The sequence below is a fragment of the Bradyrhizobium sp. cf659 genome (assembly GCF_900113725.1).
GTDB lineage: Bacteria > Pseudomonadota > Alphaproteobacteria > Rhizobiales > Xanthobacteraceae > Bradyrhizobium.
Map to the genome: position 1 here is coordinate 64,510 of NZ_FOQJ01000011.1, position 20,611 is coordinate 85,120.

General features: G+C 65.1%; 17 protein-coding genes. 6 read left to right on the top strand and 11 right to left on the bottom strand.

The window, feature by feature from the left end; translation table 11 throughout:
• Positions 1 to 97: 97 nt before the first annotated feature.
• Positions 98 to 1,816 (top strand): caspase family protein, encoded by a 1,719-nt coding sequence (locus BM118_RS32065; protein WP_092190811.1) that lies wholly within the window; start codon positions 98 to 100, stop codon positions 1,814 to 1,816.
• 104 nt (positions 1,817 to 1,920) lie between these two features.
• Here BM118_RS32065 and BM118_RS32070 read toward each other — a convergent pair whose 3' ends face one another.
• The 6 genes from BM118_RS32070 to BM118_RS32095 form a co-directional block, all read right to left on the bottom strand.
• On the bottom strand, positions 1,921 to 3,039 hold the full coding sequence (locus BM118_RS32070; RefSeq protein WP_092190813.1) for a cobalamin-independent methionine synthase II family protein: 1,119 nt from the start codon (positions 3,037 to 3,039) through the stop codon (positions 1,921 to 1,923).
• Between the two features lie 72 nt (positions 3,040 to 3,111).
• Complete coding sequence (locus tag BM118_RS32075; RefSeq protein WP_092190815.1) at positions 3,112 to 3,828, bottom strand: ABC transporter ATP-binding protein; 717 nt, start codon at positions 3,826 to 3,828, stop codon at positions 3,112 to 3,114.
• Positions 3,821 to 4,576: an ABC transporter ATP-binding protein gene (locus tag BM118_RS32080; RefSeq protein WP_092190817.1), complete on the bottom strand. Its 756-nt coding sequence runs from the start codon at positions 4,574 to 4,576 to the stop codon at positions 3,821 to 3,823. Before BM118_RS32080 ends, BM118_RS32075 begins: the two co-directional genes overlap by 8 nt.
• Positions 4,573 to 5,601 (bottom strand): branched-chain amino acid ABC transporter permease, encoded by a 1,029-nt coding sequence (locus tag BM118_RS32085; protein WP_092190819.1) that lies wholly within the window; start codon positions 5,599 to 5,601, stop codon positions 4,573 to 4,575. Before BM118_RS32085 ends, BM118_RS32080 begins: the two co-directional genes overlap by 4 nt.
• Positions 5,602 to 5,609: 8 nt before the next feature.
• Positions 5,610 to 6,479: a branched-chain amino acid ABC transporter permease gene (locus BM118_RS32090; RefSeq protein WP_011088693.1), complete on the bottom strand. Its 870-nt coding sequence runs from the start codon at positions 6,477 to 6,479 to the stop codon at positions 5,610 to 5,612.
• A gap of 166 nt (positions 6,480 to 6,645) precedes the next feature.
• Positions 6,646 to 7,824: an ABC transporter substrate-binding protein gene (locus tag BM118_RS32095; RefSeq protein ID WP_092190821.1), complete on the bottom strand. Its 1,179-nt coding sequence runs from the start codon at positions 7,822 to 7,824 to the stop codon at positions 6,646 to 6,648.
• A gap of 526 nt (positions 7,825 to 8,350) precedes the next feature.
• On the opposite strand from BM118_RS32095, the gene BM118_RS32100 reads away from it, so the two are divergent.
• Positions 8,351 to 8,626, top strand: a complete 276-nt coding sequence (locus BM118_RS32100) for a hypothetical protein (protein WP_092190823.1) — start codon at positions 8,351 to 8,353, stop codon at positions 8,624 to 8,626.
• Between the two features lie 118 nt (positions 8,627 to 8,744).
• Here BM118_RS32100 and purU read toward each other — a convergent pair whose 3' ends face one another.
• Positions 8,745 to 9,608 (bottom strand): formyltetrahydrofolate deformylase, encoded by an 864-nt coding sequence (gene purU, locus BM118_RS32105; protein ID WP_092190825.1) that lies wholly within the window; start codon positions 9,606 to 9,608, stop codon positions 8,745 to 8,747.
• 159 nt (positions 9,609 to 9,767) lie between these two features.
• On the opposite strand from purU, the gene BM118_RS32110 reads away from it, so the two are divergent.
• On the top strand, positions 9,768 to 10,607 hold the full coding sequence (locus BM118_RS32110) for a uroporphyrinogen-III synthase (protein ID WP_092190827.1): 840 nt from the start codon (positions 9,768 to 9,770) through the stop codon (positions 10,605 to 10,607).
• A gap of 17 nt (positions 10,608 to 10,624) precedes the next feature.
• On the opposite strand, the gene BM118_RS32115 is transcribed toward BM118_RS32110, so the two are convergent.
• Complete coding sequence (locus BM118_RS32115; RefSeq protein ID WP_092190829.1) at positions 10,625 to 11,305, bottom strand: redoxin domain-containing protein; 681 nt, start codon at positions 11,303 to 11,305, stop codon at positions 10,625 to 10,627.
• A gap of 21 nt (positions 11,306 to 11,326) precedes the next feature.
• Positions 11,327 to 14,650, bottom strand: coding sequence for an adenylate/guanylate cyclase domain-containing protein (locus tag BM118_RS32120; RefSeq protein ID WP_092190831.1), 3,324 nt, complete (start codon positions 14,648 to 14,650; stop codon positions 11,327 to 11,329).
• 475 nt (positions 14,651 to 15,125) lie between these two features.
• Here BM118_RS32120 and BM118_RS32130 point away from each other — a divergent pair, with 475 nt between their 5' ends.
• On the top strand, positions 15,126 to 16,376 hold the full coding sequence (locus BM118_RS32130; protein ID WP_092190835.1) for an MFS transporter: 1,251 nt from the start codon (positions 15,126 to 15,128) through the stop codon (positions 16,374 to 16,376).
• On the opposite strand, the gene BM118_RS32135 is transcribed toward BM118_RS32130, so the two are convergent.
• The gene (locus BM118_RS32135) at positions 16,373 to 17,047 is read right to left on the bottom strand and encodes a Crp/Fnr family transcriptional regulator (protein ID WP_027545089.1); all 675 of its coding nucleotides are present in this window, start codon (positions 17,045 to 17,047) and stop codon (positions 16,373 to 16,375) included. The genes BM118_RS32130 and BM118_RS32135 overlap by 4 nt on opposite strands.
• A gap of 337 nt (positions 17,048 to 17,384) precedes the next feature.
• Between BM118_RS32135 and BM118_RS32140 the strand changes: the two genes are divergently transcribed.
• Positions 17,385 to 18,206: an ABC transporter ATP-binding protein gene (locus BM118_RS32140; protein ID WP_092191144.1), complete on the top strand. Its 822-nt coding sequence runs from the start codon at positions 17,385 to 17,387 to the stop codon at positions 18,204 to 18,206.
• Positions 18,203 to 20,134 carry a long-chain fatty acid--CoA ligase gene (locus tag BM118_RS32145; RefSeq protein WP_092190837.1) on the top strand — a complete coding sequence of 644 codons (1,932 nt, stop codon included), beginning with the start codon at positions 18,203 to 18,205 and terminating at the stop codon, positions 20,132 to 20,134. The genes BM118_RS32140 and BM118_RS32145 overlap by 4 nt, the downstream gene beginning before the upstream one ends.
• Positions 20,135 to 20,196: 62 nt before the next feature.
• On the opposite strand, the gene BM118_RS32150 is transcribed toward BM118_RS32145, so the two are convergent.
• Entirely contained in the window at positions 20,197 to 20,562 is a 366-nt protein-coding gene (locus BM118_RS32150) for an endonuclease domain-containing protein (RefSeq protein WP_092191146.1), read from the bottom strand.
• Between the last annotated feature and the right edge of the window lie 49 nt (positions 20,563 to 20,611).

Below are 20,611 nucleotides of genomic sequence, written 5' to 3' on the forward strand. Positions count from 1 at the left end.
CCTCGCCTGCTTTACCCCAGGTCCGATGACGGGAGCGTGAACCCCGGCGCACCGCCGGGCAACAAACAAGCGCCTCTCCTCTTACGGGACGACCGCCATGCGCCGCCTGCTCGTCGCGCTCTGCCTGCTCACCGCCGTGCTGTGGTCGACGTCCGCCCTGGCGCAGCCACGCAATCAGCTCGGGCCGCTCTGCACCACAGACACCACGCCGGCGGACCGGATGGTCGACGCCTGCACCAAGATCATCGCGCTGAAGGTCTTCAAGGGCGAGCAGCTTGCGACCGTCTATTTCTGGCGCGCGGTGGCCTGGAACAAGAAGGGCGACTACGCCAAGGTCATCACTGACACCACGGAGGCGATCCGGCTCCAGCCGAGTCAGGCGGTCTATAACCTCAGGGGATCGGCCTATTACGACAAGGGCGACTACGACATCGCGATCACCGATTTCGACGACGCGCTGAAGCTCGGCCCGCCCAGCGGCATCATCTTCCACAACCGCGGCAATGCCTGGCGGGGCAAGCACGACTATGCCAGGGCGATCGCCGACTACGACATGTCGATCAAATCAGATCCGAGATCGGCGTTCTCGTTCCAGAACCGCGGCATCTCGAAAGAAGCGCTCGGCGATCTCGACGGCGCGCTCGCCGACATCAACCAGGCAATCCGGCTCGACCCGACGCTGCCGCAGCCGCTGATCAACCGCACCTCGATCTGGCGCGCCAAGGGCGATCTCGATCGCGCCATCGCCGATGGCAGCGAAGCGATCCGGCTCGCCAGGGAAAAACCGCCGGCCAACATCATGACGCCGCCGAACAGCGTGCTGATCTCGGGCTACACCCATCGCGCGCTGGCCTATGAAGCGAAAGGCGACTACGCCCGCGCGCGCGACGACTACAAGGCGACGCTGGCGATCGTGGCCTCGGATGCCGGCAGCAAGGCCAATCAGGCGACTGCAAAAGTGCGGCTGTCGCTGGTAACGGATGCAGCCGTGCCGATCCCGCGCGATGCGCCCTCGCCCACGACGCAGCCGACAGCAGCCCCTGCCCCGCAGCAGACCGGCGCGGCACCCGCGCCCTCACCTGTGCCGGCCGTGCGCGGCACGCGCATGGCGCTGATCATCGGCAACGGCGCCTATGCGCATGTGAAGGCGCTGCCCAATCCACCCAACGACGCCCGCGCGGTCGCCAAGAGCCTGCGCGACATCGGCTTCACGGTGTCGGAGGGCGTCGACCTCGACCGCGCCGCGATGCAGAAGATGACGCGCGACTTCCTGCGCGATGCGGCGCGGGCGCAAGTTGCCGTGGTCTACTATGCCGGCCATGGCGTGCAGGTGGACGGCCGCAACTATCTCATTCCCGTCGACGTCGAGCTCAAGCCGGGCACGGGCATGACGGAGGCGATGATCGACATGGATACGATCATGGCCGGCCTCGACGACCAGGTCCGCACCAACATCTTGATCTTCGATGCCTGCCGCAACAATCCGATGGCGCAGCAGGTGGCTTCCGCAAGCAGCAGTCGCGGGATCGAGGGCGCCTCGGGCCTCGCAGCTCCAACTAGCCTCGGCGCCGGCGCGACGCTGGGCGCCGGCACGCTGATCGCCTTCGCCACCGCACCGGGCCAGGTCGCACTCGACGGCGAAGGCGCCAACTCGCCGTTTTCCGCCGCCCTCTCCCGCCACATCGGCACGCCCGGGCTGGAGGTGCAGCAGATGCTGACGCGGGTGCGGGCGGAAGTGGTGTCGACCACGAAGAGCAAGCAGGTGCCGTGGTCGAACTCGTCGCTGCTGGGTGAGGTTTACCTGGCGGAGAAATGACGATGCGCTTGCGCGTCGTCATCCCGGGATGGTGCGCAAGCACCAGACCCGGGATCTCGAGATCCCGGGTTCGCGCTACGCGCGCCCCGGGATGACGCTGCGCGTCAGTTGCCCCACACTTCCTTCGCGATCTCGACCGCGAGGCTCAGCTTGGCCCACTGCTCCTCTTCGGAGAGGATGTTGCCCTCTTCCGTCGAAGCAAACCCGCATTGCGGGGACAGCGCGAGCTGCTCCAGCGGCGCGAATTTGGCGGCTTCTTCCAGGCGGCGCTTGATGTCGTCCTTCTTCTCGAGCTCGCCGAACTTCGAGGTGATGACGCCGACCACGACGACCTTGTTGCCCTTGGGCAGGAAGCGCAGCGGCTCGAAGCCGCCGGCGCGGTCGCTGTCGTATTCGAGGAAGTAGCCGTCGTAATTGGTGCCGGCGAGCATGGTCTCGGCCACCGGCTCGTAGCCGCCCGAAGAGATCCAGGTCGAGCGGAAATTGCCGCGGCAGACATGCGTCGTCACCACCATGTCGGCGGGCTTCTCGGCCAGCGCGTAGTTGATGATGCGCGCATAGATCTGCTGGAGACCGTCCGGATTGTCGCCGCGCTCGCGCGCCTTCTGCAATTCGTCCTGCGAGCAGAGATAGGCCCACACGGTGTCGTCGAACTGGAGATAGCGGCAGCCGGCGTCGTAAAACGCCTTCACGGCCTTGCGATAGGTCTTGCCGAGGTCCTCGTAGAAGGCCTCGAGATCGGGATAGACGTCCTTGGAGATCGCCTTGCGGCCGCCGCGGAAGTGCAGCACCGCCGGCGAGGGGATCGTCATCTTGGCGGTGACGTGGGCCTGGTCGGCGCACTTCTTCAGGAAGCGGAAGTGATCCAGCATCGGATGGTTGTCGGGGAAGTCGAGCTTGTCGATCACCCTTATCGCGTCGTGCCGGGTCTCGACGCCCGCGAACTGGATGCCGGTGTCGGGGTGGAACAGCTCGCAGCCGGTGAGCTTGGCCAGGAAGTCGAAATGCCACCAGGAGCGGCGGAATTCGCCGTCGGTCGCGAGCTTCAGGCCGACCGAGGCCTGCTTGTGCACGACCTTCTCGATCTCCATGTCCTCGATCTTGCGCAGATCGTCGGCCGAGATCTCGCCCTTCTCGAGCCTGGCGCGGGCTTCCTTGATCTTGGCGGGACGCAGGAGGCTGCCGACCTCGTCGGCGCGGAAGGGGGCTTTGGTTCGCTGCATTTCTTGTCTCTCCCGAAATTTCAGTCGGCGCTCGTTGTACTCCCTCTCCCCGCCTGCGGGGAGAGGCGAAGATCAGTGGGCCACCGCCCCTGCGACGCCGAGGTGGCGCTCCAGGACCGAGGGGTCGGCCTTCAGCGCGGCGCTCGGGGCGTCGTGGACGATCGTTCCGCGTTCCAATATCACAACGCGGTCGGCGAGCCCCAGAATCTTTTGCGCATTCTGCTCGACGATGATCGAGCAGATGCCGCCGGCCCGGGTGATGGTGCCGATCGCCTTCAACAGCTCCTCGACGATGATGGGGGCAAGGCCCTCGGTCGGCTCGTCCAGCAGCAGGACCTTCGGGTTGAGGGTCAGCGCGCGACCGATAGCCAGCATCTGCTGCTCGCCGCCGGAGAGCTGGTTGCCAAAATTGCTCCGCCGCTCCTTCAGCCGCGGAAACATCTCGTAGACCCTCTCGACCGTCCAGGCACCGGGCTGGGCCACCGCGGTCATGTTCTCCTCGACCGTGAGCGAGCGGAAGATGTTGCGCTCCTGCGGCACCCAGCCGATGCCGGCGCGCGCCCGCTGGTCGGGTCGGAGCGTGGTGACATCCACGCCGGCGAGCGCGACTGTGCCGGAGAAGCGGCGGGTGACACCGACGATGGAGTTGATCAGCGTGGTCTTGCCGGTGCCGTTGCGCCCGAGCAGCGCCAGCACCTGCCCTTCGGCGAGGCGCAGGGACATCTTCGGCAGCACCACCGCCTCGCCATAGCCGGCGCGCAAGGCGTCGATCGCGAGCAGGTCAGACATTGACCGCCTCCTCGCCGAGATAGACCGCCTTCACCTGCGGATCGCGCGCGACCTGCTCGGGCGGCCCTTCGGTGAGCAGCGCGCCGGAGACCAGAACCGAAATCCGATCGGCAAAGGAGAAGACGAGATCCATGTCGTGCTCGATCAGCAGCACCGTGACGTCGCGCGGCAGCGCGCCGACGACGCCGAGAATGTCGTGGCGTTCACTCTCGGGCACGCCGGCGGCGGGCTCGTCGAGCAGCAGCACGCGCGGCTTGGCCGCGATCGCGACCGCGATCTCGAGCAGGCGCTGCTTGCCGTAGGGCAACGTCACGGTCTGTTCGTTCATGACGTCGAGCAGATGGAAGCGCGCGAGCAGATCGGCGATCTCGCCGTTGACGTCGCTGCGCGTGCCCATCCGCCGCCACCAGTCGCCGCCATGGCCGAGGCGCTCGGAGACGGCAAGGCCGATGGTTTCGAGCGGGGTCAGGTCGGGATAGAGCTGGTTGATCTGGAACGTGCGCGACAGGCCGCGCAGCACGCGCTTGTGCACGGGCAGGTCCGTGATGTCCTGGCCTTCCAGCAGGATGCGCCCGGAGTTCGGCTTCAGCACGCCGGTGAGCTGGTTGATGACAGTGGTCTTGCCGGCGCCGTTCGGGCCGATCAGCGCATGGCGGGCGCCCTGCTCGATCTTCAGGGACAGATCGCGGGTGACGCGCAGGCCGCCGAACTGCTTTTCGAGGTTCTGGGTTTCGAGCGCGATGGTCATGCGTCGCTCTCCGGCACGGCGACGACCGCCTTGCGACCGGCAATCTGCTTGATGATCAGGTTCGGCACGTACAGCACCCAGCGATGCAGGCGCTGGCGGCCGACCAGCACGATCACGACCAGCACGAGGCCGATCCAGAACTGCCAGTATTGCGGGGTGATGGTGGAGAAGAATTCCTGGAGCATGCGGAACACCACCGCGCCGATCAGCCCGCCATAGAGATATCCGGTGCCGCCGATGACGAGCACCAGCATCAGGTCGGCGGAGCGCTCGAAGGCGAACACGTCGAGCGAGGCGATCGCGGTGGTCTGGGTGAACAGCGCGCCGGCGATGCCGGCATAGAACGCCGATAGCGTATAGATCGCGATCAGGCGGCGGTTGACGGGGATGCCGATCGCGGCCGCCCGCAGCGGATTGTTCTTGATCGCACGCAGCGACAGGCCGAACGGCGAATGCACGACGCGGCGGGCGAACAGGAACAACACGAACAGCACGGCCAGCGAGTAGAAGAAGCCGGCCTTGCCGAACATGTCGAACGGGATCTCGCCGAAGATCGGCTGCATCTCGATGCCCTGCAGGCCGTCGGTGCCGCCGGTGATGTTGGAGAAGCGCTCGGCGAGCGCTTCCAGCAGCAGCGCGATTCCGAGCGTCACCATCAACCGGGTCAGGTCGACGCCGCGGATCACCAGGAAGCTGGTGGCGAAGCCGAGTACCATCGCGGCCAGGCCGGCCACGATCAGCGCGAGCACCGGCTCGTTGATGATGCCGTGAAGCGCAAGCAGTCCCGCGGCATAGGCCCCGACGCCGAAGAAGGCGGCGTGGCCGAGCGAGACTATGCCGGCATAGCCGAGGATGAGATCGAGCGACATCGCAAACAGCGCCAGCCGCAGGATGTCGGTCATGATCAGATAGCGCGTGGGAAATGCAAAGCCGCAGGCCAGCACGATCAGCCAGAAGGCGACTTCGCCATAATGCCAGCGCGCCTGGCGCTGGGCGTGATAACCGACGTCGGAAGAAGCGCTCATCGGCGAACTCAACGCGCGGCCGTGCGGCCGAACAGGCCGTTCGGGCGCCAGATCAGGATCACGATCATCATGGTGTAGATCACGAAGGGGCCCATCTTCGGCACGTAATACTTGCCGGCGACGTCGCCGATGCCGAGCAGGAGCGAGGCCAGGAACGGGCCGGTGATCGAGGACGAGCCGCCGACGGTGACCACGATCAGGAAGTAGATCATGAACTTCAGCGGGAAATACGGGTCGAGGCCGAGGATCTCGGCGCTGAGCGCGCCACCGAGGCCGGCAAGCCCGCAACCGAATGCGAACGTGAAAGCGAACACCTGCGGCACGTTGATGCCGAGGCCGCTGGCGGCGCGCGGATCGTCAACGGCGGCGCGCAGCCGGCTGCCGAAACGGGTCTTGGCCAGCACCATCTGGAGCGCGATGGTGAGCAGGCCGCAGATCACGATGATCATCAGCCGGTAGCGGCCGATGCCGACGCCGAACAGGTCGAACTGGCCCTGGAGCGCGGCCGGCAGGTTGATGAAGACCCGCGACGAGCCCTGGATGTAGTCGACGGCCGCAACCGACATGAAGGTCAGGCCGATCGTGAACAGCACCTGGTCGAGATGGCTGCGCGTATAGAGATGGCGGTACAGCGTACGCTCGAGCACAATGCCGATCGCCGCCGACGAGACGAAAGCGAGCGGCAGCGCGGCGAAGAACGGCCAGCCCATCCGGTTGACCAGCACCATGCAGACATAGCCGCCGGTCATGGCGAAAGCGCCGTGGGCGAGGTTGACGAAGTTCATCAGGCCAAGCGTGACCGCGAGCCCGCAAGCGAGCACGAACAGCAGCATGCCGTAGGCAACGCCATCGAACAGGTTGGTGAGGATAGAGGTCATCGTCTCAGCTTGGTGTTATCGTCATGGCCGGGCTTGTCCCGGCCATCCACGTTCTTGTTTCGGCTCTCGCGTGGATGCCCGGGTCAAGCCCGGGCATGACGAGAGCGGGGCGCGGGGATCCCGGGTTAGCGCTAATGCGCGCCCCGGGATGACGCGCTTTCGCGCGTCACTTCTTCGTCTTGCCGAGGTCCTTGACGGCTTCGAAGGTCGCGAACTCGACGTTGTAGAGCTCGCCGTCGACCTTCTCGACCTTGCGGATGTAGATGTTCTGCACGATGTCGCGGGTCTCGGGGTCGATCGAGATCGGGCCGCGCGGGCTCTCCCACTTCTGGCCCTTCATCGCCTCGACCAGCTTGGTGCCATCGGTGTCGCCGTTGGTCTTCTTCAGCGCCTCGTAGATGAGGTGGATGCCGTCATAGCCGCTCACCGCCATGAAGCCCGGACGATTGCCGAAGGCCTTCTTGTAGGCCGCGACGAAATCCTTGTTCATCGCGGACGGATGCGCCGCGGAATAGAGGTGCGCGGTGACCGTGCCGAGCACGGCATCACCCATGTTGTTGAGGAGGTCGTCGTCGGTGACGTCGCCCGGTCCGATCACCTTGATGCCGGACTTATCGAGGCCACGCTCGGCATACTGCTTCATGAAGTTGCCGCCCTGGCCGGCCGGCACGAACACGAAGATCGCGTCGGGCTTGGCGTCCTTCATGCGCTGGAGGAACGGCGCGAAATCGGGATTGGCGAGCGGCGTCTTGACTTCTTCGACCACCTCGCCGCCGCCAGCGGTGAAATTCTGCTTGAAGAAGTTCAGCGCGTCGTTGCCCGGCGCGTAGTCCGAGGTCAGCGTCGCCACCTTCTTGATGCCGTTCTTCACCGCCCAGTCGGCGATGATGGTCGAGGACTGCGCCAGCGTGAAGCTAGTGCGCACGATATAGGGCGAGCGCTCGGTGATGATGGAGGTGCCGGCCGCCATCACGACTTCCGGAATCTTGGCCTGCGTTGCCAGCGGCGCGGCGGCGAGGGCTGCCGGCGTCACGCCGAAGCCGGCGATGAAATTGACCTTGTCGTTGACGATCAGCTCCTGCGCGGCCGTCTTGGTCTTGTCCGGAATCGCGGCGTCGTCCTTGAGGATGATCTCGATCTTCTTGCCGGCGACGGTGTCGCCCTTCTGCTGCATGTAGAGCTTGATCGCGTTCTCGATCTGCTTGCCGGTCGAAGCCTGGCCGCCGGTCATCGGCAGGATCAGGCCGACCTTGACGCTCTCCTCGGCGCTGGCCGGTGCGACGGCCACCAGGCCTGCAACGGCTGCCACTGCGGCTGCCCAAGAAAGTTGTTTGCGTTCGAACATCAGAGTGTCCCTCCCCTTGATTCCTGACCTCTTGTGCGGCGAACCGAGTGCCCGGTCCTTGCCTCACCCTAGCTCACGCGCGAGCCTTATCGCGCGCCACATGGCGTCCTTGGCGCCCCCCTTGTCAATCGGACGTTTGGCGACCATTCGGCGCAAGCCGAGCGTCCCGATTTCCGACGGCGGGGAGTGATGTCGCGGTTACGCCGGGGTGACCCGAACGCCCCGACCTTGGCCGCCTTTATTTGTACGATTGTACAAATAAAATGGACCTGTCAACGAAAAAGCCCTCTGGTCGGCCAAGCCACTTTGTCGCGAGCCCCGCGCCACAGTCTAGAAACGCGACGGCCGCGTGGATGGAAGATTTCGTCTTCCTTTTGCAGAATTGGTACATCCGGGGCCTCGGGCCGACTCCAACTCGGTAACTTATTACCTACCTCGAATAAGTCTCTTTTACCTTGTTGAAGGCTACTCTCTCGGCGCCAGCCTGACCCGGCGTCCAACCAGACCGAACCCGCGCGCCCCCACAATGCCGAAGCCTTTCCGCTCTCTCCTGCCCCTCCTCGCTCTTGCCGCGGGACTGTCCGGCTGCGGCACGGTCAATGAGAAGCTGTCAGCCGGCATGGGCGATTACGTCCCGCAATGGGCCGGCGGCCTGCCGGCCGACGCCCCGCCGCGGGCAGGCACGCCGCAATACGACGCCTACATGAAGGAGCGCGAGCGCAAGCGGCTGCTGCCGGCGGCCGATCGCGAGAAGGAAGAGCAGGCGCAGAAGGGCGCGACGTCAGGCAACGCGGTGCGCTGAGGGATAGCCGTCATTCCGGGGCGATGCGTCAGCATCGAACTATGGTGCGCAATTGCGCACCTGAGAATCTCGAGATTCCGGGTTCGCCTCTTCGAGGCGCCCCGGAATGACCTCCGGATCAATCCATGAACACCACGGTCTTGCGGCCGTTGAGGATGACGCGGTCGTCGAGGTGATAGCGGATCGCGCGCGCCAGCACGCGGCGCTCGATATCGCGGCCCTTGCGGACGAGATCTTCCGGCGTGTCGCGATGGCTGATGCGCTCGACGTCCTGGTCGACGATCGGGCCCTCGTCGAGGTCGCGCGTGACGTAATGCGCGGTGGCGCCGATCAGCTTCACGCCGCGCTCATGGGCCTGGTGATAGGGTTTTGCGCCCTTGAAGCCCGGCAGGAACGAGTGGTGGATGTTGATGCAGCGGCCGGAGAGTTCGGCCGACAGATCATCCGACAGGATCTGCATGTAGCGCGCAAGCACGACGAGATCGGTCCCGGTCCTGGCGACGAGATCGAGGATCTGCGCCTCCTGCTCGCGCTTGGTTTCCTTGGTCACAGGCAGATGGTGGAACGGGATGCCGCCGAAATCGAGCCCGGCATAGACCTCGCGCGGGTGGTTGGAGACGATCGCAGTCGGGACCATCGGCAATTCGCCGGTGCGCCAGCGATAGAGGATGTCGACCAGGCAATGGTCGGACTTCGACACCAGCAGCATCACCTTGCGATGCGCGGCGCGGTCGCGCATCTGCCACTCCATGCCGAAGCGCTCCGCGATCGCGGCAAAGCCGGTCTGGAGCGCGGACAGCTCCACGGCGAGGTCGGCCGCGGTGAACACCACCCGCATGAAGAACTTCTTGGTCTCGACGTCGTCGAACTGCTGGGCGTCGAGAATGTTCTGTCCGTTGTGGGCCAGGAAGGTCGACACCGCCGAGACGATGCCGGGGCGATCCGGACAGGACAGGGTCAGGACATATTGATGATCGGGCATGGCTCTTGATGAAGGTTTGGGCAAATGATGCGGAACAACCCGCGATTTGCGCCCTGCTCTATCACCGACACCGCCCTTGCGCCAATCCCAAGACTTGCTTCCACATGAAGCGCAGAGTCAGGATGAACGGACAATTGCGATTTATACCGGAGCACGCCCATGGCCGACCGCTTGAACGGCTACCGCATCCTGATCCTGGAAACGCGCGAGGAGGCGCAGTTCTCAAAGCTCCTCGCCGAGCAAGGCGCCGACGTCGTGCAGTGCCCGATGTTCACCATCCACGATGCGCCGGACCCGGCCCCGATCGAGGCCTGGATCCGCCGCGCCATCGACAGGCCCTTTGACGATCTCGTGCTGATGACCGGCGAAGGCCTGCGGCGGATCATGAAGCTCGCGCGGACCCGTGGTCTCGACCAGGCTCTGGTCGCAGCCCTCGCCAAATCGCGAAAATTCACCCGCGGGCCGAAGCCCGGCAAGGCGCTGCGCGAGATCTCGCTCGAGGCGCAGCAGACCACGGAGAAGCCGACCACCGAGGGCGTGATCGAGATGCTGGGCAAGCTCGACCTGAAGGGGCATCGCCTCGGCCTCCAGCTTTATCCGGACAAGGACCACAGCGCACTGACCGGCGCACTCTCGGCGCAGGGCGCTAAGGTCGATACCGTGCTGCCCTATGTCTACGATCCCAAGGCGGCGGATGCCAACATCGTCGCCGCCATCGACGACATGGCGGAGGGACGGATCGATTCCATCGCGCTGACCAATCTCGGCCAGGTCCGCCGCCTTATCGAAGCCGCCAAGGCGCATGGCAGCGAGGCGAAGTTGCACGCAGGGTTGGAGCGGACGCTGATTGCGTCGGTCGGCCCTGCGGTGTCGGGGGAGCTCGCCGCGCATGGCCTGCGCACCGACATCTCGCCGGCCGATGAGGCCTATTTCATGCGCCCGCTGATCTCGGCGATGGCGGCAGCGCTCGCCGAGAAACGGCCGCAGGTGGCGGATTAATCACCAGGCGACGATGCCTAGCTTGCCACCTGCGAGGCGGCCGACATCAACTCCTGAGGGCTCGGAGCCCCGAACATGCGCTGGCCGCCTTCAGAGACCTCGGTAAAGGTCCAGCGCACGATCCCCTCACGATCGAGCAGGAACTGGCCGAACAGCTGGCCCTGGCCGGTTGCCGCCATGCGCTGATCGGCCTCCATCATCTCGTAGCCGTCCTTGTTGTTGAGGTACTCGGCAGCCGCCAACCGGTTCATCGGCCCCGACGTTTCGCCGGGCATATCAACCTGCATGCTCATGATGACGTCCATACCCACCTTGCGCGGCCACTCGGTCTCGTGGTCCGTAAACTCGAGAGTGGGCAGGCCGAACGCGCGGTGCGAGACCCGCTCGGGGTCGGACGCGGCGAGCAGATTGGGCAAGGGATGGTAGCGGAAGTAGAGCCGCGCGCGTTCGATGGGCGTATTCACGACCGTGAGACTTTCGACGCCCTTGTCGCGCAGGGCTGCGTCAAGTTGCGCCTGTGCCGCGATATGGCGCCGACAGAACGGGCAATGCAGCCCTCGATACAAGCCGATCAATATCGGACTATGCCCGCGAAAATCCTGGAGCGCGATCGTTCCATCGCGTGTGATGGCGTCCAGCACGATGTTCGGTGCGCGATCGCCCGGTTGAAGCGGTCCGTCGACATGAAGTTCTGACATGGTTGAACTCCTTCATATGACCTAGTCAAGAAATGGCAGTACGATCAGCCCGGCGGGATCAAGCCCGTGGCGGGCGCAGACATCTTGGGCCAGCGCGAAATACCGGTCGGCCTCGGGCATGTCGCCTCGATCAAGGCTCAGCGTGGCAAGACCATCATAGCATGGAAAAAGCTGCTGCGGTTCGCCGGTTTCGTTCGCCACCTCGATTGCCTCGTTGTAGCAGCGGGCGGCCAGATCGGGGCGGAAATGGCATTGGTGGATTTGCCCGAGCACGATCAAGGGCACGGAGAGATGCTCGCGCTGATCGAGCGCACGGTCGATTTCGATCGCCTTTTCGGCAGCCGGCACCCCTTCCTCGGTACATCTGTCCGTGAAGGTGCAACAGGCAACGGCAAAATTGGCAAGAAGACGCGCCTGGAAGCCGAGATCCCCGATCCGACGCGCGACATCGAGTCCACGCCGGCAGACCTCCACGGCTTTCGCCGGGTCGACAATCGTGTAGAGCACACCGAGGTTGGTGTAGCCGCGGCAGGCTACGTTAAGCAGGCCGGCTGTTTCGGCGGCTGCAACACTTTGCTCCACCTCGCGCACCGCCTCCTCGTGTCGTCCAAGCCGCGCCAGCGCAACTCCCTTGGTGTTGAGGGCCTCCGCAATGGCACGTGCCGCATCGAGCCCGCCCTGCTCGTCCGCGTCCGCCGGTACGGACCGTGCATAGCCGAGCGCCTCGTCTGCCCATCTTGCGGCGGCCACGTGATCGCCCGTCCGAAACGCGAGACGGCCGCGCTCCTGCAAGAGATGCGCCCACTCGATGGGCGCGTCGGTCCCTCCAAGCAGCTTGGCCGCCTCGGCGTAATGCGTCTCTGCCTTGATCCGCTTGCCGGCGTCCCACAGCAATCGGCCAAGCTTGCGAACAATTCGCGCTTCGCCGATCCGGTCCTGTATGGCGCGGTGCCCCTCCAACGCGCTCTGATAGTGCTCCTCGGCCGTGTTCCGGCGGCCAGCCGCGCCACAGAGGTCCGCAATCCGCTCGTACAGGACCAGCCGTTCCGGCTCCCGTTCGCCGCCGGTCAACAGCACCGCGAGGGCCTGTTGGTAGAGACGGATGGCATCGTCATTGGCATAGCTGGCGCGTGCGCGATCGCCGGCCACGCGCAGATAGTGCGCGCCTTTCGGCTTGCTCGCGCTCAGACTGAAGTGATGTCCGAGCAGTATGAGATCTTCGAGGCGCTCGGGCTCATGGCCATAGAGCCTCTCGAGCGCCCCACCGATCCGTCCATGAAGCTCGATCCGGCGCTGCAGAAGCAGGTTTTGATAGATCACGTCCTGAAGCATGGTTTGCGTGAAGCGGTAGGTCCGCAGCGAAATCGAGTTCGAGCCCGCGATCTCCTCGACGATTTCCGCGTCGCAAAGAAGTTCGAGCCCTCCTTCAACCCTTGCCGGCTCGGTTGCCGCCGCACCGAGAGCAGCCGCATCAAAACGCGGGCCGATCACCGCGGCCTCCTGTGCCAGGCGGCGCACCTGATGCGGCAACCGGTCGAGACGCGCCAGCAACAACGCCTGAATGCTTGCCGGAATATCGGCGGCGGCTTCATCCGACGTCATCCGCCACTGCGCGCCGTCGCGCTGCAGGGTGCCGGCTTCGATCAGGCCGCGTATGATCTCCTCGAGGAAAAGCGGATTGCCGCCGGCACGATCGAGGATTCGACTGAACAGACGTCCCGGTGGTTCACGCCAACCGTGACTGAAATAGGCCGCGAGCAGCTTTTGTCCGTCGGCATCGCCAAGCGGGGGCAGCCGGAGGGTTGCCTGACTGATCCTGCTCGAACCGAACTGGTCCAGTTCCAGCATCGGCCGATGCGTAAACAGCAGCATCAGCCGCGTCCGCTCCAGTCGGTCCATCAGGAAGCGCAACGCTTCAAGAGACACCGCATCGGCCCAATGCAGGTCCTCGACGATGATCAACAGTGGCGACAGTGCCAGGCGGCGTTCGAAGACGGTGCGAATCGCGAAGAATATCTGCCGGCGGAGCTGTTCGGGCTCGACATGCCTGAGCACGGCGTTGGGGTCGCCGAGGCCGAGTACGTGCAGATAGAGGGGCATCAGGCGGTCGGCCTCGTCGGTCGCGAGGCCAAGCTCCGACAGCGCTTCGGCGACCTTCGCCTCCGCCTCCGTGGCGCTCGCCTTCTGCGCGATGCCATAGGCGCTGCGCAGCACGGCGGCGAGTGTGCCGTAGGATTGTTCGCCGAGCGGCGAGCACGCCGCCTGCCGGATCGCCACGCCTGCGAATCGATCCTGATCGCGGATGTGGGCGACGAACTCCCTGACCAGGCGCGTCTTCCCGATGCCGGCTTCACCGACCAGCCGCACCAGTTGAGCCGCGCCGCCGCACGCGAGATCAAGGCTGCCAATCATGCGCGCAAGCTCGGCGTCGCGCCCGATCAACGGCGCATTGAGGCCCAGCGTGTCGAGACCTCGTGCCGCGCGGGGCGTGTCGAGCGGCTCCTTCAGACGGTGGACCAGTACGCTGCCCATCTTGCCCTTGAGCGAGACCTCGCCAAGCGAGTCATAGGAGAACGCATGCCGCGTCAGACGGTGGGTCAACGGCCCGACCAGCACCTCGCCCGGAGCCGCCATCGATTGGAGTCGCTGGGCGGTATTCACCGTGTCGCCGGTCACCGAATAGGATTTGGTAACGCCCGCACCGAGCCCGCCCGCGACGACGTGCCCGGTGTTGATGCCGACATGGAGCAGCAGCGGTGAACCTGCATACGCCTTCGCGCGCTCGCTGAGGCGCGCCGTCCGGTCGATCATGTCGAGGGCAGCACGCACCGCCCGCTCCGGGTCGTCCTCGTGCGCCGCCGGCGCGCCAAACAGGGCAAGCAGCGCATCGCCGATGAATTTGTCCACGAAGCCGCCAAAGCTTTGCACCGCGGCCGTCAACTCCTCGAACAACTCGTTTTGAAGCGTCTGCATGACCTCCGGGTCGAGCCGCTCGCTCATCGCAGTGAAGCCGCTGAGGTCGGCAAACAGCACGGTGATAGTGCGGCGGTTCGCCTCGCTGTCGATCTTGTCCGACTGAGGTCGAAATGCGGCTTGAGCTTCCTCCGTCGGCGCGAGCGGCGGAGAGGAGGACCGGATCGGGAGCGTCGTCGGGCTCGTCCGCGCCGATGCCTGCCCGCCGCCTGTGGGGACCTCAGAGACGAGGGCGCCGCATTTCGGGCAATAGGCGAAATCCGGCGCGCATGGAAAGCCGCAGCCAGGGCACGCGTTCGGCTGCTTCGTGCCGCACTTCGGGCAGAAGGCAAAGCCGCTCTGGACCTCTAAACCACAGCAAGAGCAGTTCATGGGTCAAGACCCGCAATCCACTGAACCCGCCGGATGGGCCCAGGAACCAGACAAGCATGGGCTCGTCGCACGGGAAGAGCAAGTGGTGGCCGGTCAACGGCCGCGCGCGCGGCTTCACTCCTCCCAGCAACCGGGCGGTCTGTCGGTGTTGAGGATAGACCCCGGCGATTGTCGCACGCGCTTTTCTCGGCCTCGCCGACGAGCTTTCGCGCAAGCCACACCGCCTCGCCATAGCGGGTCTCCTTCGCGAGCGACGTGATGCGCTGCATCAAGGCGAGCACGTTCTGCGGACCCGCCCGGGAGGGCGACACGACGACGCTCACGAGAAACAGCGGAGACGGCGCATTGGTCGTGGCGTTCAAGCATGTTGGTATGCGGCAGCGCTGATTGACACGAGCAGTGTCAGCGCTACGCTGTCCGACTAGAAAGAACAAGAACAAGGGCAGGGAATCGCCGTGACACCCGTCATCGCATCTTGAGCACATCCGCATTCGCACCATTCCGCATCCGCAACTATCGCTTCCAGTGGCCATCGGACCTGCTCACCTCCTGGGCGTTCGAGATCGAAACGCTGGTGCTCGGCTGGTACATCCTGGTCGAGACCGGATCGGTGCTGCTGCTGACCATTCTCGCGTCGCTGCAATATGTCGGAACGCTGATTGCACCGGCGCTCGGGATGATCGGCGACCGCATGGGTCATCGCGATCTCCTCGTCGTGCTGCGCCTTACCTATACGGCGCTCGCCTGCACCATCATGGTCCTGGCGCTCACCGGACACCTGGCGCCGCTCAACGTCATGACCATCGTGGCGATCATGGGCCTGATCCGCTCCTCGGATCTCGGCATTCGCAGCGCGCTGCTCGCCGACATCATGCCGGCCAAGCAGCTTGTCGGCGCGATCGGCTTGTCACGCACGACCCAGGATAGCGCGCGCATTGCCGGAGCGCTGACGGGAGCCGGACTGTTTGCGGTGCTTGGCATTGGGCTCGTCTACGCGGCGGTCGCCAGCCTCTACCTCGTGGCCGCGCTTCTCATGCTCTGCCTGACCCGGCCGGAAAGGACCGTTGCCACAACTCATCTCCGGGCGAATAGCCGCGCCGTTTCAAGATTGCTGGACGACCTGAAGGAAGGGATGGTCTACGCCTGGAACGGCCCGGGAATGCGCGCGGCGCTGTGCGTCGCCTTCCTGGCCAATCTCACCGCTTTTCCCCTCACCGGCGGATTGCTGCCCTATATCGCGCGGGAGATCTTTCATACCGACCAGACCGGCCTCGGTTATCTGTCGGCGAGCTTCGCCGTCGGCTCGCTGATCGGCTCTATCACGCTCAGCCTCGTCGGCGGACTGCGCATTGCCCGGCTGCTGATAGGCGCGACGCTAGCCTGGTACGCCATGCTGCTAATGTTCGTCGAGATCAGGACCATGCCGGTGGCCATGGCCTGCCTTGCCCTCGCCGGCATCGCCCAGAGCATGTCGATGATCTCGGCCGCCGTGATCCTGATGCGCACGGCGAGCGCGCATCTGCGCGGCCGCGTGATGGGCGTGCGCATGATGGTGATCTACGGCCTGCCGATCGGATTGCTCGCAGCCGGCAGCCTGATCGACGTCATCGGCTATTCCGCGACGGGTTCGCTCTATGCCGCATCGGGCTTCATCGCGATGACGGCGATCGCCGTGCGCTGGCGCGCCGACCTCTGGCCCGTGCACGCCCCCGCCAATACGCGCTAGTCCCCGTACCCGCGCAGCCGCTCGACATCGAGGATGGTAACGCCGCCATATTCGAGCCGCAGCAGGCCCTCCTTCTCCAGCCGGTTCAGCGCGCGATTGGCGTTCTGGCGGGACATGCCGGAGAGCGCCCCGATCTCCTCCTGGGTGATCTCCAGATGCGCGGTCGATTCCGGATAGAGGATCGGGTTGAACAGCGAGGCGATGCCGCGGGCGAGGCGCGCGGTGGCGTCCAACGTGCGGTTGACCTCGAGCATGCCGATGAACTGGCCGAGCCGCTCGTTGAGCTGGCGCACCAGGAAGCGGTTGAAGCCGACGCTGTTCTCGAACAGCCACATGAAGGCGCTGCGCTCCATCAGCGCGACACGGCTGTTGCGCAGCGCGACCACGTCGTAACGGCGCGGCTCGTTCTTGAGTACGCTGCCCTCGCCGAACCAGGCTCCCGCGGTCAGCCCGGCAAGGCTCGTCTCCTTGCCGTCGCGCGACACCCCGCCCATCCGGGCAAGGCCAAAGACCATGCCGGCCCAATAGTCGAACGTGTCGCCGCGCATGAACACGGCCTCGCCGGTGCCGTAGGACCGCTCCGTGATTCCCGCGCGCGCGACCTCGATCTCCGCTTGCGTGAGCTCGCGCGACCAGGCGGCGATGCGCTTCAGTTGATCCTCTGAAATCATGATCCCGAAGCCAGCCGCACCGTTTCGTCACTCCGCTCTTCTGTTGCACTGCAACACGACCGCTTCGGCCACCATCCGACGAAAGATGAAGACCGCCTCCGCCTGAAAAACTTTGTCGCAGAATTGTCAGGCCGGAGACATTTCAAAATAGCGCTTTCCCCTATTGAGAACCACCTCGGGCGATGCGGCTTTTGATCCCCTGGCGGGAACGAGAGCCTCACGGGTCCGGTCGAGACCAATAGCTGCATGGTCTGGCCGACACGACCGTACTAGGATCGCCCGACAGGAACCGACGAAGAGCGCCAATCAAGCGCCATCACCGGGAGGGATTTGTTTGGTGGCTACCAGTCTTGAAGTGCGCGGCGTGTCCCTGCGGTTCGGCGGCGTCCGTGCGCTGACCGACGTCGGTTTCGCCATCAGGGACGGCGAGCTGTTCTCGATCATCGGCCCCAACGGGGCCGGCAAGACCTCGATCGTGAACTGTATTTCCGGCCGCTACAAGCCGACCGAGGGCCAGCTGTTCTATCAGGGCCGCGACATCACCGGCCTGACGCCGAACGCCCGCGCCTCGCTCGGCATCGGCCGTACCTTCCAGAACCTCGCCCTGTTCCACCACATGAGCGTGCTCGACAACATCATGGTCGGCCGCCATCACCTGTTGAAGAACAATTTCCTCACGGGCTCGTTCTACTGGCTCACCGGCGCGCGCAAGGAAGAGCTCGCGCATCGCCGCAAGGTCGAGGAGATCATCGACTTCCTGGACCTCCAGTCGGTGCGAAAAGCACAAGCCGGCACGCTCTCCTATGGCCTGCGCAAGCGCGTCGAGCTTGCCCGCGCCATGGCGCTGGAGCCGCGCCTCATCCTCCTCGACGAGCCGATGGCCGGAATGAACTTCGAGGAGAAGGAGGACATGGCCCGCTACATCGTCGATCTCAACGAGGAATTCGGGATGACGGTGGTGATGATCGAGCACGACATGGGCGTGGTGATGGACATCTCTCACCGCGTCATGGTGCTGGATTTCGGCCGCAAGATCGCCGAGGGCGATCCGGGTGCGGTGCTCGCCGATCCCCACGTCAGGCGCGCCTATCTCGGCGAGGAGGACGAGGTGCTGGTCGATCCCGACGATGCGCCGCCGGCGCAGGAGAGCGCGGCATGATGGATTATGCAGGCCGCGTCGCACAGGCCGATACCTATCCCAAAATGCTCCGGCTCAACGCCAGGGAGCATGGCAACGAGATCGCGCTGCGCGAAAAGGATCTCGGGCTGTGGCGTGTCTTCACCTGGAACGATTACCAGACGCGCGTGCGCGATTTCGCGCTCGGCCTCGTCGAGCTCGGCCTTGGGCGCAACGACGTCGTCGGCATCATCGGCGACAACCGGCCGGACTGGGTCGCCGCGGAAATCGCCACCCACGCGATCGGCGGCCTGAGCCTCGGGCTCTACCGCGACGTGCTGGACGAAGAAGCCTCCTATCTCCTCAATTATGGCGAGGCGCAGCTCGTCTTCGCCGAGGATGAGGAGCAGGTCGACAAGCTGCTCACCCTCGCCGACCGCGTGCCAAGGCTGAAGCACATCATCTATTCCGACCCGCGCGGGATGCGGAAATACGACGATCCCAGGCTGCTGTCGGCGGAGAAATTCGCCGAGCTCGGCCGCGCCCGCGCTGCGCGCGAGCCGGGGCTTTACGACAAGCTCGTCGATGCGACCAAGGGCGAGGACGTCGCAATCCTCTGCACCACGTCAGGCACCACCTCGCATCCAAAACTCGCAATGCTCGCCGCCGGCCGCGTGCTCGGCCATTGCGCGACCTATCTTGCCTTCGACCCCAAGGGCCCGGACGACGAATACGTTTCGGTGCTGCCGCTGCCGTGGATCATGGAGCAAGTCTATGTGCTCGGCAAAGGCCTCCTGTGCCGGATGAAGATCAACTTCGTCGAAGAGCCGGATACGATGATGAACGATCTGCGCGAGATCGCGCCGACGTTCGTGCTGTTTGCCCCGCGCGTCTGGGAATCGATCGCCGCCGACGTGCGCGCCAAGGTGATGGACGCCACGCCCTTCAAGCAGCGCCTGTTCGATATCGGGATGAAAAGCGGCCTTGCCGCGCTCGAACAGGGCCAGCGCTCGGGTCTTGCCGACGCCATCCTGTTCCGCGCGCTGCGCGACCGGCTCGGCTTCACCCGCCTGCGCTCGGCCGCAACCGGCGGCGCGGCGCTCGGGCCTGACACCTTCAAGTTCTTCCAGGCGATGGGCGTGCCGCTGCGCACGCTTTACGGCCAGACCGAGCTTTTGGGCGCCTACACGCTGCATCCCGAGGGCAAGGTCGATCCCGACACCACGGGCGTGCCGATGGCCGACAGCATCGAGATCCGCATCGACAATGCCGACGTCCACGGCGTCGGCGAGATCGTGGTGCGGCATCCCAACATGTTCCTCGGCTATTACAAGAATCCCGAGGCCAGCGTTGCCGACATCAAGGATGGCTGGATGCTGTCGGGGGATGCCGGCTATTTCAACGCCAACCGCCAGCTCGTCGTCATCGACCGCATCAAGGATCTCGCCGAGACCTCGCGCGGCGAGCGCTTCTCGCCGCAGTTCATCGAGAACAAGCTGAAATTCTCGCCCTATATCGCCGAAGCCGTAGTGCTCGGCTCGGGGCGCGACGCGCTCGCGGCGATGATCTGCATCCGCTACTCCATCATCTCGAAATGGGCGGAGAAGAACCGCCTCTCCTTCACGACCTACAGCGACCTCGCCTCGCGGCCCGAGGTTTACACGCTGCTCCAGAAGGAGGTCGAGACCGTCAACGCCACGCTGCCGCCCGCGCAGCGCATCTCGCGCTTCCTGCTGCTCTACAAGGAGCTCGACGCCGACGACGGCGAGCTCACCCGCACGCGAAAGGTGCGCCGCAGCGTCATCAACGAGAAATACGCCGGCATCATCGACGCCATCTACCGCGGCGATGCCGACATCCCCGTCGACACCGTGATCCGCTTCCAGGACGGCACCACGCAGCGGGTGCGCACCACGCTGCGGGTGGTGGATCTGGGCGGGCCCGGGCATCTGGCGGAGGCGGCGGAGTGAACTTGAGCGCAGGCACTGCTGCCCTTCGCCTCTCCCCGCTTGCGGGGAGAGGCCGGAGCGCGTCAGCGATCCGGGTGAGGGGGAGCCTCCGCGAGGGCGGTGACAATCGTCTCGAGGACGCCGGACAAATTGCGGGACACGTCGTTGTTCCAGAAGCGCAGGACCCGATAGTTGCGGTCGGCAAACCATTTGTCACGAATGACGTCGCGCGGACTGTCCGCATGCTGCCCGCCGTCCACCTCGATGATCAAGCGAGCTTCGCGACAGATGAAGTCCACGGTGTATGGCCCGATGGGCTCCTGCCGAACGAATTTGTAGCCGTTCAGCCGGCGGGCGCGCAGGCGATACCAGAGCGCCCCTTCAGCATCCGTCAACGCAGCTCGCAGGCTTCTTGCGCGCCCGGTCTTGGACTCATCAGCACCGCGCATGCGGAGGCTCCCCCTCACCCGCCGCGCGTTCCGCGCGTCGGCCTCTCCC

What these genes read in the sequence shown, in the direction of transcription:
- BM118_RS32145 (WP_092190837.1), top strand. Translation starts at nt 18,203, where the DNA reads ATGATGGATTATGCAGGCCGCGTCGCACAGGCCGATACCTATCCCAAA.
- BM118_RS32090 (WP_011088693.1), bottom strand. Translation starts at nt 6,479, where the DNA reads ATGACCTCTATCCTCACCAACCTGTTCGATGGCGTTGCCTACGGCATG.
- BM118_RS32135 (WP_027545089.1), bottom strand. Translation starts at nt 17,047, where the DNA reads ATGATTTCAGAGGATCAACTGAAGCGCATCGCCGCCTGGTCGCGCGAG.
- BM118_RS32085 (WP_092190819.1), bottom strand. Translation starts at nt 5,601, where the DNA reads ATGAGCGCTTCTTCCGACGTCGGTTATCACGCCCAGCGCCAGGCGCGC.
- BM118_RS32095 (WP_092190821.1), bottom strand. Translation starts at nt 7,824, where the DNA reads ATGTTCGAACGCAAACAACTTTCTTGGGCAGCCGCAGTGGCAGCCGTT.
- BM118_RS32150 (WP_092191146.1), bottom strand. Translation starts at nt 20,562, where the DNA reads ATGCGCGGTGCTGATGAGTCCAAGACCGGGCGCGCAAGAAGCCTGCGA.
- BM118_RS32070 (WP_092190813.1), bottom strand. Translation starts at nt 3,039, where the DNA reads ATGCAGCGAACCAAAGCCCCCTTCCGCGCCGACGAGGTCGGCAGCCTC.
- BM118_RS32080 (WP_092190817.1), bottom strand. Translation starts at nt 4,576, where the DNA reads ATGACCATCGCGCTCGAAACCCAGAACCTCGAAAAGCAGTTCGGCGGC.
- BM118_RS32100 (WP_092190823.1), top strand. Translation starts at nt 8,351, where the DNA reads ATGCCGAAGCCTTTCCGCTCTCTCCTGCCCCTCCTCGCTCTTGCCGCG.
- BM118_RS32115 (WP_092190829.1), bottom strand. Translation starts at nt 11,305, where the DNA reads ATGTCAGAACTTCATGTCGACGGACCGCTTCAACCGGGCGATCGCGCA.
- BM118_RS32065 (WP_092190811.1), top strand. Translation starts at nt 98, where the DNA reads ATGCGCCGCCTGCTCGTCGCGCTCTGCCTGCTCACCGCCGTGCTGTGG.
- purU (WP_092190825.1), bottom strand. Translation starts at nt 9,608, where the DNA reads ATGCCCGATCATCAATATGTCCTGACCCTGTCCTGTCCGGATCGCCCC.
- BM118_RS32075 (WP_092190815.1), bottom strand. Translation starts at nt 3,828, where the DNA reads ATGTCTGACCTGCTCGCGATCGACGCCTTGCGCGCCGGCTATGGCGAG.
- BM118_RS32120 (WP_092190831.1), bottom strand. Translation starts at nt 14,650, where the DNA reads ATGAACTGCTCTTGCTGTGGTTTAGAGGTCCAGAGCGGCTTTGCCTTC.
- BM118_RS32110 (WP_092190827.1), top strand. Translation starts at nt 9,768, where the DNA reads ATGGCCGACCGCTTGAACGGCTACCGCATCCTGATCCTGGAAACGCGC.